Annotated in this window: 17 protein-coding genes and 1 pseudogene; 3 read left to right on the top strand and 15 right to left on the bottom strand. The window is 69.7% G+C overall.

Translation table 11 applies throughout. From position 1 onward, the window contains the following. A partial coding sequence (locus CCN39_RS33735; protein ID WP_143264252.1) for a class II aldolase/adducin family protein occupies window positions 1-510 on the top strand: 510 nt, incomplete at its 5' end. Here CCN39_RS33735 and CCN39_RS33740 read toward each other — a convergent pair. The 15 genes from CCN39_RS33740 to CCN39_RS33810 all read right to left on the bottom strand — a co-directional run bounded on the left by CCN39_RS33740 (window position 507) and on the right by CCN39_RS33810 (window position 11,801). Further along, window positions 507-1,160: an HD domain-containing protein gene (locus CCN39_RS33740; RefSeq protein ID WP_086848924.1), complete on the bottom strand. Its 654-nt coding sequence runs from the start codon at window positions 1,158-1,160 to the stop codon at window positions 507-509. The two genes, CCN39_RS33735 and CCN39_RS33740, sit on opposite strands and share 4 nt — an antisense overlap. 73 nt (window positions 1,161-1,233) lie before the next feature. Beyond that, a complete protein-coding gene (locus CCN39_RS33745; RefSeq protein ID WP_086848926.1) occupies window positions 1,234-1,872 on the bottom strand; it encodes a hypothetical protein in 639 nt (212 codons plus the stop codon). Between the two features lie 2 nt (window positions 1,873-1,874). After that, window positions 1,875-2,888 (bottom strand): hypothetical protein, encoded by a 1,014-nt coding sequence (locus CCN39_RS33750; protein ID WP_167455259.1) that lies wholly within the window; start codon window positions 2,886-2,888, stop codon window positions 1,875-1,877. Window positions 2,889-3,071: 183 nt separating this feature from the next. Next, a complete protein-coding gene (locus CCN39_RS33755; RefSeq protein ID WP_086848928.1) occupies window positions 3,072-3,653 on the bottom strand; it encodes a transglutaminase domain-containing protein in 582 nt (193 codons plus the stop codon). A gap of 73 nt (window positions 3,654-3,726) precedes the next feature. Continuing rightward, on the bottom strand, window positions 3,727-4,332 hold the full coding sequence (locus CCN39_RS33760; RefSeq protein ID WP_086848930.1) for a histidine phosphatase family protein: 606 nt from the start codon (window positions 4,330-4,332) through the stop codon (window positions 3,727-3,729). A gap of 49 nt (window positions 4,333-4,381) precedes the next feature. Further along, window positions 4,382-4,735: a hypothetical protein gene (locus tag CCN39_RS33765; protein ID WP_086848931.1), complete on the bottom strand. Its 354-nt coding sequence runs from the start codon at window positions 4,733-4,735 to the stop codon at window positions 4,382-4,384. A 12-nt stretch (window positions 4,736-4,747) separates the two neighbouring features. Then, complete coding sequence (locus CCN39_RS33770) at window positions 4,748-6,181, bottom strand: MBOAT family O-acyltransferase (RefSeq protein ID WP_086848933.1); 1,434 nt, start codon at window positions 6,179-6,181, stop codon at window positions 4,748-4,750. Between the two features lie 51 nt (window positions 6,182-6,232). Beyond that, window positions 6,233-7,189 (bottom strand): 23S rRNA (guanosine(2251)-2'-O)-methyltransferase RlmB, encoded by a 957-nt coding sequence (gene rlmB, locus CCN39_RS33775; RefSeq protein ID WP_086848935.1) that lies wholly within the window; start codon window positions 7,187-7,189, stop codon window positions 6,233-6,235. Window positions 7,190-7,217: 28 nt separating this feature from the next. Next, window positions 7,218-8,606 (bottom strand): cysteine--tRNA ligase, encoded by a 1,389-nt coding sequence (cysS, locus tag CCN39_RS33780; protein ID WP_086848936.1) that lies wholly within the window; start codon window positions 8,604-8,606, stop codon window positions 7,218-7,220. Between the two features lie 41 nt (window positions 8,607-8,647). Further along, window positions 8,648-9,334, bottom strand: coding sequence for an HAD family hydrolase (locus tag CCN39_RS33785; protein ID WP_086848938.1), 687 nt, complete (start codon window positions 9,332-9,334; stop codon window positions 8,648-8,650). A gap of 21 nt (window positions 9,335-9,355) precedes the next feature. Next, window positions 9,356-9,742, bottom strand: coding sequence for a PPOX class F420-dependent oxidoreductase (locus CCN39_RS33790; RefSeq protein ID WP_043782475.1), 387 nt, complete (start codon window positions 9,740-9,742; stop codon window positions 9,356-9,358). Window positions 9,743-9,753: 11 nt separating this feature from the next. Continuing rightward, window positions 9,754-10,149: a PPOX class F420-dependent oxidoreductase gene (locus tag CCN39_RS33795; RefSeq protein WP_086848940.1), complete on the bottom strand. Its 396-nt coding sequence runs from the start codon at window positions 10,147-10,149 to the stop codon at window positions 9,754-9,756. Between the two features lie 28 nt (window positions 10,150-10,177). Continuing rightward, entirely contained in the window at window positions 10,178-10,645 is a 468-nt protein-coding gene (gene ispF, locus CCN39_RS33800) for a 2-C-methyl-D-erythritol 2,4-cyclodiphosphate synthase (RefSeq protein ID WP_086848942.1), read from the bottom strand. Beyond that, entirely contained in the window at window positions 10,642-11,256 is a 615-nt protein-coding gene (locus CCN39_RS33805; protein WP_086848944.1) for an IspD/TarI family cytidylyltransferase, read from the bottom strand. The genes ispF and CCN39_RS33805 overlap by 4 nt, the downstream gene beginning before the upstream one ends. Before the next feature lie 53 nt (window positions 11,257-11,309). After that, window positions 11,310-11,801 carry a CarD family transcriptional regulator gene (locus tag CCN39_RS33810; RefSeq protein WP_004559016.1) on the bottom strand — a complete coding sequence of 164 codons (492 nt, stop codon included), beginning with the start codon at window positions 11,799-11,801 and terminating at the stop codon, window positions 11,310-11,312. 286 nt (window positions 11,802-12,087) lie between these two features. Between CCN39_RS33810 and CCN39_RS33815 the strand changes: the two genes are divergently transcribed. Further along, on the top strand, window positions 12,088-12,777 hold the full coding sequence (locus CCN39_RS33815) for a copper chaperone PCu(A)C (protein ID WP_086848946.1): 690 nt from the start codon (window positions 12,088-12,090) through the stop codon (window positions 12,775-12,777). Window positions 12,778-12,816: 39 nt separating this feature from the next. Then, a pseudogene (locus CCN39_RS33820) lies at window positions 12,817-13,031 on the top strand (DNA repair protein RadA); the annotation flags it as partial.

Below are 13,031 nucleotides of genomic sequence, written 5' to 3' on the forward strand. Positions count from 1 at the left end.
ATCGACAACCTGCCCGCCGACATCCACAACGGCGATCTCGGCGGGCAGGTTGTCGATGGGTCGCTCAAGCCGACCAGTGAGCTGCCGATGCACCTTTCCGTCTACTGGGACGTCCGTGATCCGGACGGGGAGCCCGTGACCGCCGTCGTGCACACGCACTCGCCGCATGCCACCGCCGTCTCGACGCTTGTTCGGGAAGTTCCGCCGATCCACTACATCGTTGCCACCGTCGGGCCTTCGGTGCGCGTCGCGCGCTACGCCACCTATGGCACGCCGGAGCTCGCTGCCGCCGTGCTGGAGGCTCTCGAAGGACGCCGTGGCTGTCTGATGGCCAACCACGGCACTCTCACCTACGGTGACGGCCTCGAGGCCGCCTACCACCGCGCCCAGCAGCTCGAATGGGCCTGCCGCGTGTGGCTGCTCGCCCAGAGCGCCGGCCGGCCCAGCCTGCTGCCGCCGCCCGAGGTTGCCAACGTCGTCGAGCGGCTTCGCGGCTACGGGCAGGGTTAGGACGCGACCGCGTCCAGCAGCTCCGCCACCGTCGGGTCGTCGACCGCCTCCTTGATGCACTGCCACAGCTGCAGGTTCGCCGTCGCCCAGTGGGAGTACGTCGCCGCCGCCTCCGGGTTGTAGAAGTAATACCCCTCGTCGTGGACGTCGCACTGCTCGCCGACGATCTTGTCGGCCAGCTCGCGCAGGCTCAGGCCGTTCTCGCGCAGGTACCGGTGCGCCAGCACCACCGGTGTCACCGGCAGCGCCTTGAACAACGTGTCCGCGTCGCTCAGCGCCTGCGCTTCCAGGGAAATGTCGCGGCCGCGGGTCGCCATTTCCGCTTCGTCGACGATTTCGTCGATCCACCGCGCGATCCGCGGTGGGACGCCGCATTCGGCGAGGATTTCCAGCCGCAGGCTCCGGCCCGCCGCGGCCGGCGAGTTCCGGAGCACCAGGTAGTTGACGTCGTGCACCAGCGCGGCGACCTCCACCACCGCGGAGTCCGCGCCGTTGCACCGGGCGAAACCGGCCGCCTTCGCGCGGACGAAACTCACGTGGTGCCAGCCGTGGAACTGCAGCCGGTCGGCGTACTGGCGGCAGAGCCGGTGGACCTTTCTTTCGACGGCACCGACGACGGCGTGGTCGATCGTGCTTTCCTGCGTGCGCATACACCTCTCCCATCCCGGCCGTGGTGTTCAGACGGGTGGAGTAATGGTAAGCGCCGCTGACGCCGGTGTGTAGCTAGATGCGGTCGGCCAATTCCCCCAATCGGACCTCCACCGGAACGTGACGGTGACCGATTCCGCTGGCCGGATCGAAAGACAAGCTGAAACTGCTCACCGGGCGTGATTTCACGAGGAAAGTCATCGTTCCGGTGGCCGCTTCGGGGATCCGGTGGAATTCGTCGGCCAGCATGGTGGCGCACGCGCCGGCCGCGCAGCGCGTCCGGCGGCGCAACCGCGCGGACGCGATCAGCCCCGAGCCGGCGTCGATCGTCGTCTCGTACCTTTCGTGCAGGTAGTCACCACGGAGGATCGTGGTGCAGAAGTGGTACCTGTGGTTGTGCACGGAATCCGCGTAGCCCTCCCGCCAGTCCTGCTGCGCCTTGTATTCGTGCAGCCAGAAGGAAAACGGGTCGGACGGCGAATCGAGCAGGCACCAGGCGAAGTGGGTGGTCGTTTCCCGGGACGAGCGCAGGACCTTGGTGGCCTGCGCGGTGGACAGCGCGCGGAGCTGCGTGCGCAGCTCTTCCCGCAGCCCGGGCTGGGCGGCCCACGGCCGGAACCAGCCGTCGACCGCGCGCCAGTCCGCGGCGAGCGGGAACCTGGCCGTGCGCAGGCGCGTGGCCAGTTCGGAAAGGGGGGACAGGCGGGTGAGCAAGGTCAGCTCCCTAGCTCGGCGACTGCGGAGAACTCCGCGCGGAAGGCGTGGAACTTGCCCTCCAGCTCGCGGAACTGCTCCTCGGACAACGGGGATCCGGTGATCTTCTCGAACAGCGCCAGGAAATCCGTCCGCGTCGTCGCGGACGTGATGCGGAAGTGGCGGCCGGTCCGGGACTGCGAGACGCGCACGAATTCGGCGCGTTCCATGTTGTAGAGGAAGGAACCTTCGGTGAATCGCAGGGACCGCGGGTACAGCTTCGTGGCGCCGCGGACGTCGCTGTAGAGCGACACCCACACGCTGTCGTCGAACATCTCGAGCCGGTCCAGCGGCGGGTCGGCGACCACGGTGATGTCGACCGACGCGCAGCGGCTGCGCGCCAGGAAGAGGCCGACGAGCCCGATCTTGATCTCTTCGTCGAGCCGGCTCTGGATCTGCTCGGAGTCGGCGTCGGCCGCCTCGCGGCGCAGCAGGTACCGGGCGCGCCCGCTGATCGAACTCGCGTCACGCGGATCGGCGATGACCGCCCGCAGTTCCCGCTCGGTGCGGGAAAGCAGCAGCCGGGCGGCCGCGTGGCGACCGGAAAAACCGCGGAAGAAGTACTGCCGCGTCGCGTCGAGGTCGGCCATCAGCGCGCGGTTGAACGCGGGGTCGGGATCGGTCGTCGCCTCGAACACGTCGGTGGGGAAGAACTCCTTGTTCAGCGCGCGGTATTCGGCGCTCAGGTCCTCCAGCGCGCGCCGGCTTTCCTCGATCACCGGGGTCACGAGCGCCTTCTGCGATGCGCTGGCGGTGATCAGGGTCTGGCCGAACCCGACGATCGCGGAGATCAGGGTGCCGGTGCCGAGCGAGGTCACCAGGTTCTTCCCGGTGCCGGGGTCCATCAGGCCGGCGATCCACAGGCTCAGGCCGGCGACCACGACGAGCACCGTGAGGAGCAGGCTCGTCCTGGTCCAGAAGATCTCTTGCAGTGGGGTACGGCGGAGGCGTCCGCCAGCCGCGGCCACGTGCTTCACCTCCCTCGAACCACCCGAACGGACGTATGCGTAAAGTGTCTGTTCGAGCGCGGGGAGTCACTTTACGCGCCTCGCGGGGTGCGCGAAATAAGAAGTTCGGGGGACAGGACTGACGGACAGACGTCACTCTCGGCAATAAGTTACCGGGTCCGCCGGTTTTCCGAAAATGCGGGAAAACCATGATCAAAGTGTGTGCGGCAGCCCGTTTTCGTACCAGCCGGGGCCCGGCTCGGCGGTCATCAGGAAATCCACGACGGCCGGTGCGGGCACCGGGTGGATCTCCGGGTGATCGCGTTCGCCGCGGGTGGCGTCCACCGGCCAGGCCAGTTTTTCCTCGTCGAGCGAAAACTCGCCGCCGGCGCCGGTGCGGTTGCCGCGGGCGTCGAGCCGTGCCCACCTGCCGTGCAGGTACACGGCATTCAGCCCGTGCAGCGCGGACAGTTCCTGGTAGCAGAAGCCGGCCGGAATCCCTTGTGCGCGCAGCAAAGCGGCGAGCAAGTGCGCCTTCGCGTAGCAGATCCCGACGCGCTCGCGCAGGACGTCCGACGCCCGCCAGGTGACGCGGGGATCGGCGGCGTCGATGACGTGTTCGACCTCGTCGCGCACGAAGAGGAACGCGGTTCTCGCGGCCTCGACGGGATCGTCCCCGGCGGGACGCAGGGCGCCGGCCAGCGCCCGGATCGACGGGTGCCCGTGATCCACGACGGTGTCGGCGGCGAGGTAGTCGCTCAGCCGATCGGATGTCGGCGTCGGCGCGGGATTCATCCACGCATCCTGACACGTTCGGCCATTCGGGCGAGAACCGTTTTTCCGAGCGGTCACGTGTTGTGTTCGGCAACTACGGAACGTAAAAGTCGGGTGGGAAGCCGGTCCAGCGGAGTTCAGCGGGGAGGTGGCTCAGGTCGTTGTAGGTCAGCAGGGCCGCGGGACGGCCCGGGGAGTACTGGATGACGGTGAGGCCGGCGTGGGCGTGGCTGAAGGTGAGCCACCGCCACGGCGGGGCGTCCTGTGCGGCGCGGACGAGCCAGCCGACGAGGAAGTTGTGCGTGACGAGCACTTCGTACCGCGGCTCGGTCCCCGGCACCGGCCCGCTGAACCGGCGTTCGGCGTCGGCGGCGAGCTCTTCGTCGGCGGGCGGGAACTGGCGGGCGAAGGCCAGTAGCAGGTCGCCCGAGGTCTCCGGGAGTTCTTCGCGCTTCGGCGTGTACGGGACGAAGTCGCCTGCCGCCTTGTCGACGTGGAGGGGCACGTAGGGCAGCTGGCTCGCGATGAGGTGAGCAGTTTCGGTGGTGCGGGGGAGGGGGCCGTGGTGGATCGCGGTCACCGGGACGTCCCGGAGGCGTCTTCCGAGCCGGATGGCCTGGCGCCGACCCGCTTCCGTCAGTCTGCCGCCCGGGGCCGCCTCCGCGTGGCGGGTGAGGAAGAGGTACCGGGTGGTCAGCACCCGGTCAGGGTTTCACGGCTGGGCCGTTCGGGTGAGGGTTTTGGCGCTCTCAGCCGATCGGGATCAGGGCCCCTTCGGGGCGCTGGCTCGGGGCGAACTGGGCCATCAGACGGGCCGGTGCCGGGTGGGGGCCGAGGATCGTCGAGGCGAACGGGGTGATCGTGTGGTCGCTGCCGCTGTTCGTCTGGAGGTGGACGCTGATGTGGACGTTCCGGTCCGCGGGGATTTCGAAGGAGACCGAGCCCCACGAGACGACGTACTGGCGGCCGTCGATGCTGGCTATGGGGGCGTAGGCGCGGACGGTGTGTCCCAGGTGGGGGATTTCCACCGTCAACAGCCGGCGGGGGCCGTCGTGGTGGTCCACGTACGGGATCACGCCTGGGGCTTTGGAGAGTTCGGTCATGATTCCTTGTGCTCAGAACTGGTAGTACAGGAAGGGGCTGAACGTTCCCGTGGCGATCAGGATCGCCGCGTACAGGAGGCCTGCCGTCATCACGCCGATTCTCAGCGCCGTTGCCGGGCGGCTTCGGCTCGACTCCAGCAGGGGGCCCGTCACCGGGTGGGCCGGTAGTGCGAACACCGCCAGCGCCGCCAGGAGGAGGACCAGGCGCTGGTTCGTGAAGGCCTGCTCCACGCTCGTTCCCAAGCCGGTGAAGTCCGGGATCAGCATGTGGCCGATCATCGACAGGGCGTGGCCCATGTCCGGGGACCGGAAGAACACCCAGCCGAACACCACCAGCAGCATCGTCAGGGCCCGGCGCAGATAGCGTTTCCAGCGTGTTGCCGGGTCCAGGTCCAGGCCGAACCGGCGCTCGATCACCAGGAGCGCCCCGTGGTAGCAGCCCCACACCAGGAACGTCCACTGGGCGCCGTGCCAGAAGCCCGTCAGCACGAACACGATGCAGAGGTTGCGGTACGTCCGGGCAGCTCCGTGGCGGTTGCCGCCCAGGGGGATGTACACGTAGTCGCGGAACCAGCGACTCAAGCTCATGTGCCAGCGGCGCCAGAACTCCGTGATCGTCACCGCCGAATACGGCCTCGCGAAGTTCTCCGGCAACCTGAACCCCAGCATGCGGCCCAGACCGATCGCCATGTCCGAGTAGCCCGAGAAGTCGAAGAACAACTGGAGGGTGTAGCCGATCGCGCCCAGCCAGGCCGTGGCGAACGTCATCTGGTCCGGGGGGACCTTGAAGCACGCGTCCACCAACGGGCCCAGAGAGTCCGCGATGATCGCCTTCTTGCACAGCCCGAGCGCGAACCTCGGGAAGCCCGCCGCGATGTCGTCCAGGCGGTGGGACCGCTGCTGGGGCAGCTGGTCCGCGATCTCCCGGTAGCGGACGATCGGGCCCGCCACCAGCTGCGGGAACATCGCGATGTACGCGGTGAACGCCACCGGGTTGCGGAGCGCCTGGCGCTCTCCCCGGTAGATGTCCACCACGTACGAAATGTGGTGGAACGTGTAGAACGAGATGCCGATCGGGACCACCAGGCTCGCCACCGGCACGCTGCCGCCGAACCAGTGGGCCACCGCCGCGATCTGCTGGGTGGCGAAGCCCGCGTACTTCCAGATCAGCAGCACCGCGACGTCCAGCGCCACCACCGCGATGAGGATCCGGCGCCGCCGGACGCCGTGGACGTCCCAGGGGTTCGGGGCCAGGAGGGGACCGACCAGGAAGTTGACCACCATGCAGCCGAGCAGCAGGAACACGAACGCGCCGGCGCCGATCGTGTAGAACAGCAGGCTCGCCACCGCGATGATGCCGTTCCGCCAGCTCCGCGGGCACACCAGCACGGCGATGAGCACCGCCGGCATGAAGTACCACAGGAAGAGTGGCGAAACGAACGACATCGGGTCCCCTCGGTTTATCCGCGGCGACTCTAACCCGACTGGGTGGCGGTGTCAGACCCGCCCGGCGGCACGACGGCGGCGCGCCACCTCCGCGAGCAGCACGCCCGCCGCCACCGAGGCGTTCAGCGACTCGACGCCCGCTGCCATCGGGATGGACACCGTGGCGTCGCAGGTCTCGCGGACCAGCCGGGACAGGCCGCGGCCCTCCGAACCCAGCACGATGACCAGCGGGTCCGCCGCCAGCTCCAGCTCGTCGATGTCCACCGACCCGTCGGCGTCCAGGCCGACCAGCATCAAGCCGTCGTTCGCCCACGCCTTGAGCTGGCGGGTGAGGTTCGTCGCCACCGCGATCGGCAGCTTCGCCGCCGTGCCCGCGCTCGTGCGCCACGCCACCGCCGTCATGCCCGCGCTGCGCCGCTCCGGCAGCAGCACGCCGTGGGCGCCGAACGCGGCCGCCGAGCGGATCACCGCGCCCAGGTTGCGGGGGTCGGTGACGCCGTCGAGCGCGACGAACAGCGGCACCTCGCCCGAGTTGCGGGCCACCGCCATCAGGTCGTCCGGGTGGGCGTACTCGAACGGCGGGACCTGCAGGCCCAGGCCCTGGTGCACGGCCCGGTTGGTCTTGCGGTCCAGCTCTTCGCGCGGGATCTCCAGGATCGAGATGCCCTTGTCGCCGGCCAGCCGGACGGCGTCGTTCACGCGGTCGTCGATCTCGATGTTCAGCGCGACGTACAACGCCGTCGCCGGGACACCCGCGCGCAGCGCCTCGACCACCGGGTTGCGCCCGGCGATCAGCTCCGGCTTGTCGGCCTTCTTCTGCCGGGCCTGGTCGCGCTTCGTCTGGGCGTTGGCCTGGCGGTAGGCCTTGTGCCCGGGGCGGTCCTCCGCCTTCGGGGTCGGGCCCTTGCCTTCGAGGGCCTTGCGGCGCTGACCGCCCGAGCCGACGACGGCACCCTTCTTGGTGCCCGTCTTGCGGATCGCGCCCTGGCGCCGCGAGTTGCCTGCCATGGTGAAAGTTCCTTGCTTTGTAACGAGATCAGTCGGACTTCACAGTCCACTGAGGACCGTTGGGGGTGTCCTCCACCACGATGCCCGCCTGGGAGAGGCGGTCACGGGCGGCGTCCGCGCGGGCGAAGTCCTTCTCGGCGCGGGCCTGCTGGCGCTCGGCCAGCAGCCCTTCGACGATCCGGGCCAGCGCTTCTTTGGTGGGCGTTTCGGAACCGCCCGCCTCGGACCAGCGCGCGGACAGCGGGTCGAGGCCGAGCACGCCGGTCATCGCGCGGACGGCCGCGGCGAATTCGAGTGCCTTGGAGGTGTCGCCCGCGTCGAGGGCGGCGTTACCGTCCCGCACCGTGGTGTGGACCACGGCGAACGCCTGCGGGGTGGCGAGGTCGTCGTCGAGCGCGTTCGCGAACGCCTCGGGGATCGTGCCGATCGTCACGTCGCCCGACTGCGCGGCGCGGCGCAGGAACGTTTCGATCCGCCGGTAGCCCTGCGCGGCCTCGGAGACCGCGGCGTCGGAGTACTCGATCGTCGACCGGTAGTGCGGCTGGACCAGGTAGTACCGCAGCTCCGGCGCCCGGTAGCGCTCCAGCATCGCCGGGATCGACACGGTGTTGCCGAGCGACTTCGACATCTTCTCGCCCGACATGGTCACCCAGGCGTTGTGCAGCCAGAACCGCGCGAACGCGTCGCCCGCCGCGTTGGATTGGGCGCGCTCGTTCTCGTGGTGCGGGAAGACCAGGTCGATGCCGCCGCCGTGGATGTCGAACTCCGCGCCGAGGTACGCCGTCGCCATCGCCGAGCACTCGAGGTGCCAGCCCGGCCGGCCGTTCCCCCACGGCGTCGGCCACGACGGCTCGCCCGGCTTCGCGCTCTTCCACATGGTGAAGTCGCGCGGGTCGCGCTTGCCGCGGGTCGGCGTTTCGCCCTGCTGGACGTCTTCGAGGACCTGGCCGGAGAGCTTGCCGTAGTCGTCGAACGACTTCACCGAGAAGTAGACGTCGCCGTCCGCGACGTAGCCGTGGCCGCTCTCGATGAGGCGTTCCATCAGCTCGACCATCTGGGTGACGTGCCCGGTCGCGCGCGGGTTGATCGACGGCGGCAGGCAGCCCAGCTGCTCGTACGCGGTCTCGAAGGCGCGCTCGTGCGTCGCGCCCCACTCCCACCAGGGCCGCTCGTTCTCGGCGGCCTTGGTCAGGATCTTGTCGTCGATGTCCGTGACGTTGCGGACCAGCAGCACGTCGAGTCCACTGTGGACCAGCCAGCGGCGCAGGACGTCGTAGTTCAGGACGCCGCGGACGTGCCCGATGTGCGGGACGCCCTGCACGGTGGCCCCACACACGTAGATCGACGCCGTTCCGCTACGGACGGGGTGGAACTCCCGTACGCTCCGGGTCGCTGTGTCGAAAAGGTGAAGGGCCACCCTCAAAGGGTACGGGTCGGCGTGAGCGAGGTCGCAGCCGGTCAGGCGACGCCGAACCCGCGCAACGCCGTGAGCAGGGCGTCCGGCCGGTCGGCCGTGGGCAGCGGGTCGACCAGCGCGAACTCGCAGCCGAGGGCGCGGGCGCCGCCGTCGGCCTCCTCGCTGTCGCCGACCATCAGCGTCTCGGTGGCCGGCACGCCGAGCGACTCGACGGCCTTGCGGAAGATCTCCAGCTCCGGCTTGACCGCGCCGACCTCGAAGGACAGCACGAACTCGTCGACGTAGGCGTCCCACCCGCGGGCGGTGAAGGCGGGCCGGATGTCGAAGGCGATGTTGCTCAGCACGCCGACCTTCAGGCCCCGCTCGGCGGCGGCCTTCAGCACGGCTTCGGTGTCCGGGTACGGCGTCCACTGGCTGGGATCGATCAGCCGGTTGTAGAGCGCCTCGGCCTGGTCGAAGTGCGGGACGCCGGACTTCTTGAGCACCTCGAGGTAGACCTTCCGGTGCAGCCCCGGGTCGCGGTCGCGGTGCTGCCAGGCGTGCACGTGCTCGGCGTCGAGCTCGACGACCTGCCCGACCGGCGCGGTCATCCGGCGCATCAGCTCGGCCTGCGCCTCGATGTCGAGCGGCTCACCGTCGTGGTTCGTCAGTTCGGTGAGCCAGGACTCGTCCTGCTCGAGCCGGAAGAGCGTGCCGGAGAAGTCGAACAACACGGCCCTGATCGTCATGGTTCCAGCCTAACGGGACCATCAGGCCGAGTGCCCTGTGATGTGTTCGGGGACGACGCGCACGAGCACGCGCACGACGTCGGCCGGCTCGGGCGGGAAGACCGTGCCGGTGTATTTGCGGGCCAGCTCGTCGTTCAGCTCGCGGCCGCCTTCGGCGGTGACTTCGGCGCGGCCGCGGATCTCGACGTAGTTCTCCGGATCGGCCAGGTCGAAGACGGAGAGCGAGACGCGGGGGTCGCGCCGGATGTTGCGTTCCTTGCGCCGGCCCTGGACGGTCACGAAGACCACGGTGTCCCCGTCGCGCTTCGCCCAGACGACGGAGCTCTGCGGCGAGCCGTCGGCGTTGGTCGTGGCCACGACGGGGTAGTTGGTGCCGTCGAGCAGGGCCTTGGTGGCTTCGTTGAACATGGTCGGAGACCCTATTTCACGTTGCCGGCGATCTTGTCGACCGCGAGCCGGACGACCACGCGTTCGGTCTCGGGGCCCTCCGGCGGCGGGTCCTGGGCGAGGTATTTGTGGCTCAGGGCCCGCGGGAGGGCCTTCTCCGGGTCCGGGGTGATCGTCACGGTGCCGCGCAGCTGCGTGTGCCGGTAGGGGTCCTCGGCGTCGGTGATCGAGACGCTGATGCGGGGATCGCGGCGCAGGTTGCGGACCTTCCGGCGGTCCTCGGTGGCGCTGAAGACGAGATCGCCGTCGTCGAGGCCGACCCAGACGACGGAGGTCTGGGGTCCCCCGTCCGGGTCGAGGGTGGCGACGGTGGCGAAGTTCCGGCCGTCGACCAGCGCGCGGACGGCCTCCGGGAGAGTGAGGGGCATATCACGCCGAACCGGCGCGGTCGCGGCCCTATTCCGCCGCGAGCAGCAACGCCGTCGCGAAGGCCGCGATGCCCTCGCCGCGGCCGGTCAGGCCCAAGCCGTCCGACGTCGTCCCGGAGACGCTCACCGGGCCGCCCACCGCCTCCGACAGCACCTTCTGGGCCTCGTCGCGCCGCTTGCCGACCCGGGGGGCGTTGCCCACGATCTGGACCGTGGCGTTCCCCACCCGCCAGCCCGCCGCCTCGATCAGGCCCCGCACCTCGGCCAGCATGTCCGTCCCGTGCGCGCCGTCCATGCGGGGGTCGCCGGTGCCGAACACCGCGCCCAGGTCACCGAGCCCGGCCGCCGACAGGAGGGCGTCGCACAGGGCGTGCGCTGCGACGTCGCCGTCCGAATGGCCGGCGCAGCCGTCCGCGTCCGGCCAGCGCAGGCCCGCCATCCAGCACTCGCGGCCCGGTTCGATCGGGTGGACGTCGACCCCGTTGCCGATCCTCACAGCGTCTCCTCGTGCTTCGGTGCCGCCGCGATCGCCTCGGCCAGGGACAGTTCGAACTCGGTGGTGACGCGCATCGCGTCCGGGTGGCCGTCGACCGTCGCCGCGCCGGCGGGGGTGAGGTCCGGCCGGAACGCCTCGAACGCGTAGCCCACCGGGGTCTGGAGGGTGCGCAGCCGCGTGCGGTCCTCCGTGCCGACGATCAGCGAAGCCGCGTCCGTCACCTTCACCGTGTCGGCCATCGGGAGCACCGGCACCACCACCGGAGCGCCGTCGCGGACCGCGCTGATCACGTCACGCACTGTTTGCGCAGGAATGAAGGCTCGCAGCGCGTCGTGGAGGAGTACAACGGAACCACGGGCGAGTTCGGGCTCGACGGCGGCGAAGGCCTGCCGGAGCGAGCCGGGCACCACCCGGCAGGCGAGGCCACGCACGGCCTCGGAAAACGACAAAGCACACCGCTGGGGGGCCGCCACGAGCACCAGATCGATCTCCGGTACGTCGAGCAGCCCCCGCACGGTGTGCGTCAGCAGCGCCTCACCATGCACCGGCGTGAGAGCTGACTCTCCGTCGGAGGCATGGTGTGCGACGGTCACGATCGCGACGACGTTCATCGGTACGCGATCGTAGAGGCACCCACCCGCCCGTCGAGCGGGATGCCTGGGGGTTAGACCGTCGCGGTTTCCAGAACTTCGTCGAGGAGGACCTCAGCCTTGTCCTCGTCGGTGCCCTCCGCGAGCGCGAGCTCGCTGACCAGAATTTGCCGCGCCTTCGCCAGCATGCGCTTCTCACCGGCTGAAAGTCCGCGGTCCTTCTCTCGCCGCCAGAGGTCGCGCACCACTTCGGCCACCTTGTTCACATCGCCGGAGGCGAGCTTCTCGAGGTTGGCCTTGTACCGACGAGACCAGTTGGTGGGCTCTTCGGTGTGCGGAGCACGCAGAACGTCGAAGACCTTGTCCAGTCCTTCTTGCCCGACGACATCGCGGACGCCGACGATTTCGGCGTTGTCTGCGGGCACGCGAACCGTGAGATCCCCTTGCGCGACCTTGAGGACGAGGTACTTCTTTTCCTCGCCCTTGATCACGCGGGTCTCGATGGCTTCGATGAGTGCGGCACCGTGGTGCGGGTAGACGACGGTCTCTCCGACCTTGAAAACCATGTGTCCTCTGCCCCTTTCGCTGACTCCATCCTAGCACGGGCCGCCAGTGCCCACCTAGCGGGCCGGACTCGTCCTCGCAGGTCAGCGGCCTGGCCGGGGGTTGACAAACGTCGGACCCCCGTGCTCACGCAGGTAGCGGCGAAGCGTTTCGTCACAGGCTGGGAATTCCTTTGTGGACGGTTGATCTTGGTCGCCGCGCCCCGGCAACGCACACCCGTTCCGCGGCGGAGATCGCCCCCGGCTAGTCTTCGGGGCGACGAGGCCGTGAAAAGGGAAGGACTGCGACGTGAGGCTGCAGAATCGTCGCGTGCTCGGCGCGGGCGTGCTGGCGCTCGGTGCCGCGCTCGTGCTCGCCGGGTGCGGGGCCGGCCAGATCACCCAGACCGACTCGCAGCAGCCCGCGGTCAACGGCACGCACGCCCAGGTCAAGACCATCGACCTGCGCAACGCGGCCGTCCAGTACCCGACGCCGGGCCCGGGCTACGCGGCCGGCGCGACCCCGGCGCTGACCCTGACGATCGTCAACCGCGGCGCCCAGGACGACTCGCTCGTCTCGGTGACCGTCGAAGGCGGCGGCCAGGCGACCATCGAGGGGTCCAAGACCGTCGTCGCCATGCACTCGCTGGTGATCGGCCCGGACGACGCCGTCGAGTCCACGAACGAGGTGCAGTCCACCGGCGCACCGACGTCGTCGCCGAGTGCCCCGACGTCCAGCGGGACGCCGACCGGCAGCAGCTCGGCCACCAACAGCCCGGGCAACAACCTGACCGCCACGCCCACCTCCGAGGTCCCGTCGTCCGGCCCGGCCGCGACGCCGACCGCGCCGGAGAAGGTCGGCCAGGCCACCGTGACGCTGCCCGCGCTGAAGCAGCCTCTCTGGCCGGGTCAGGTCATCAAGGTCACCTTCGTCTTCCAGAACGCCGGACCGGTCACCGTCGAGCTGCCGGTCGCGGCGCCGGCGCACGTCAAGGAGTAGGTCCCCGGTTTTGTCGGTGGTCGCCGATAGCCTCGCGGGGTGAAGAAGGGGACCACCTACCGCTGCGGGAGCTGCGGGTACGAAGCGGCCAAGTGGCTGGGCCGCTGTCCGGAGTGCCAGGAATGGGGCTCGTTCGAGGAGCGCGGAGCGCCGGTCAAGCCGGCCATCCAGCGCGTCGCCGCCGGAGCGCCGAGCGCGCCCGCGCGGCCGATCGGCGAAGTCGACGTCGAAGCGGCGCGCGCCCGCCACACCGG

Source organism: Amycolatopsis kentuckyensis, assembly GCF_002155975.1.
Taxonomy (GTDB): domain Bacteria; phylum Actinomycetota; class Actinomycetes; order Mycobacteriales; family Pseudonocardiaceae; genus Amycolatopsis; species Amycolatopsis kentuckyensis.

Excerpts from the sequence above, each read along its gene's own strand:
- CCN39_RS33740 (WP_086848924.1), bottom strand. The coding sequence starts at position 1,160 with ATGCGCACGCAGGAAAGCACGATCGACCACGCCGTCGTCGGTGCCGTC.
- CCN39_RS33755 (WP_086848928.1), bottom strand. The coding sequence starts at position 3,653 with ATGAATCCCGCGCCGACGCCGACATCCGATCGGCTGAGCGACTACCTC.
- CCN39_RS33765 (WP_086848931.1), bottom strand. The coding sequence starts at position 4,735 with ATGACCGAACTCTCCAAAGCCCCAGGCGTGATCCCGTACGTGGACCAC.
- CCN39_RS33770 (WP_086848933.1), bottom strand. The coding sequence starts at position 6,181 with ATGTCGTTCGTTTCGCCACTCTTCCTGTGGTACTTCATGCCGGCGGTG.
- rlmB (WP_086848935.1), bottom strand. The coding sequence starts at position 7,189 with ATGGCAGGCAACTCGCGGCGCCAGGGCGCGATCCGCAAGACGGGCACC.
- CCN39_RS33785 (WP_086848938.1), bottom strand. The coding sequence starts at position 9,334 with ATGACGATCAGGGCCGTGTTGTTCGACTTCTCCGGCACGCTCTTCCGG.
- CCN39_RS33790 (WP_043782475.1), bottom strand. The coding sequence starts at position 9,742 with ATGTTCAACGAAGCCACCAAGGCCCTGCTCGACGGCACCAACTACCCC.
- CCN39_RS33795 (WP_086848940.1), bottom strand. The coding sequence starts at position 10,149 with ATGCCCCTCACTCTCCCGGAGGCCGTCCGCGCGCTGGTCGACGGCCGG.
- CCN39_RS33805 (WP_086848944.1), bottom strand. The coding sequence starts at position 11,256 with ATGAACGTCGTCGCGATCGTGACCGTCGCACACCATGCCTCCGACGGA.
- CCN39_RS33810 (WP_004559016.1), bottom strand. The coding sequence starts at position 11,801 with ATGGTTTTCAAGGTCGGAGAGACCGTCGTCTACCCGCACCACGGTGCC.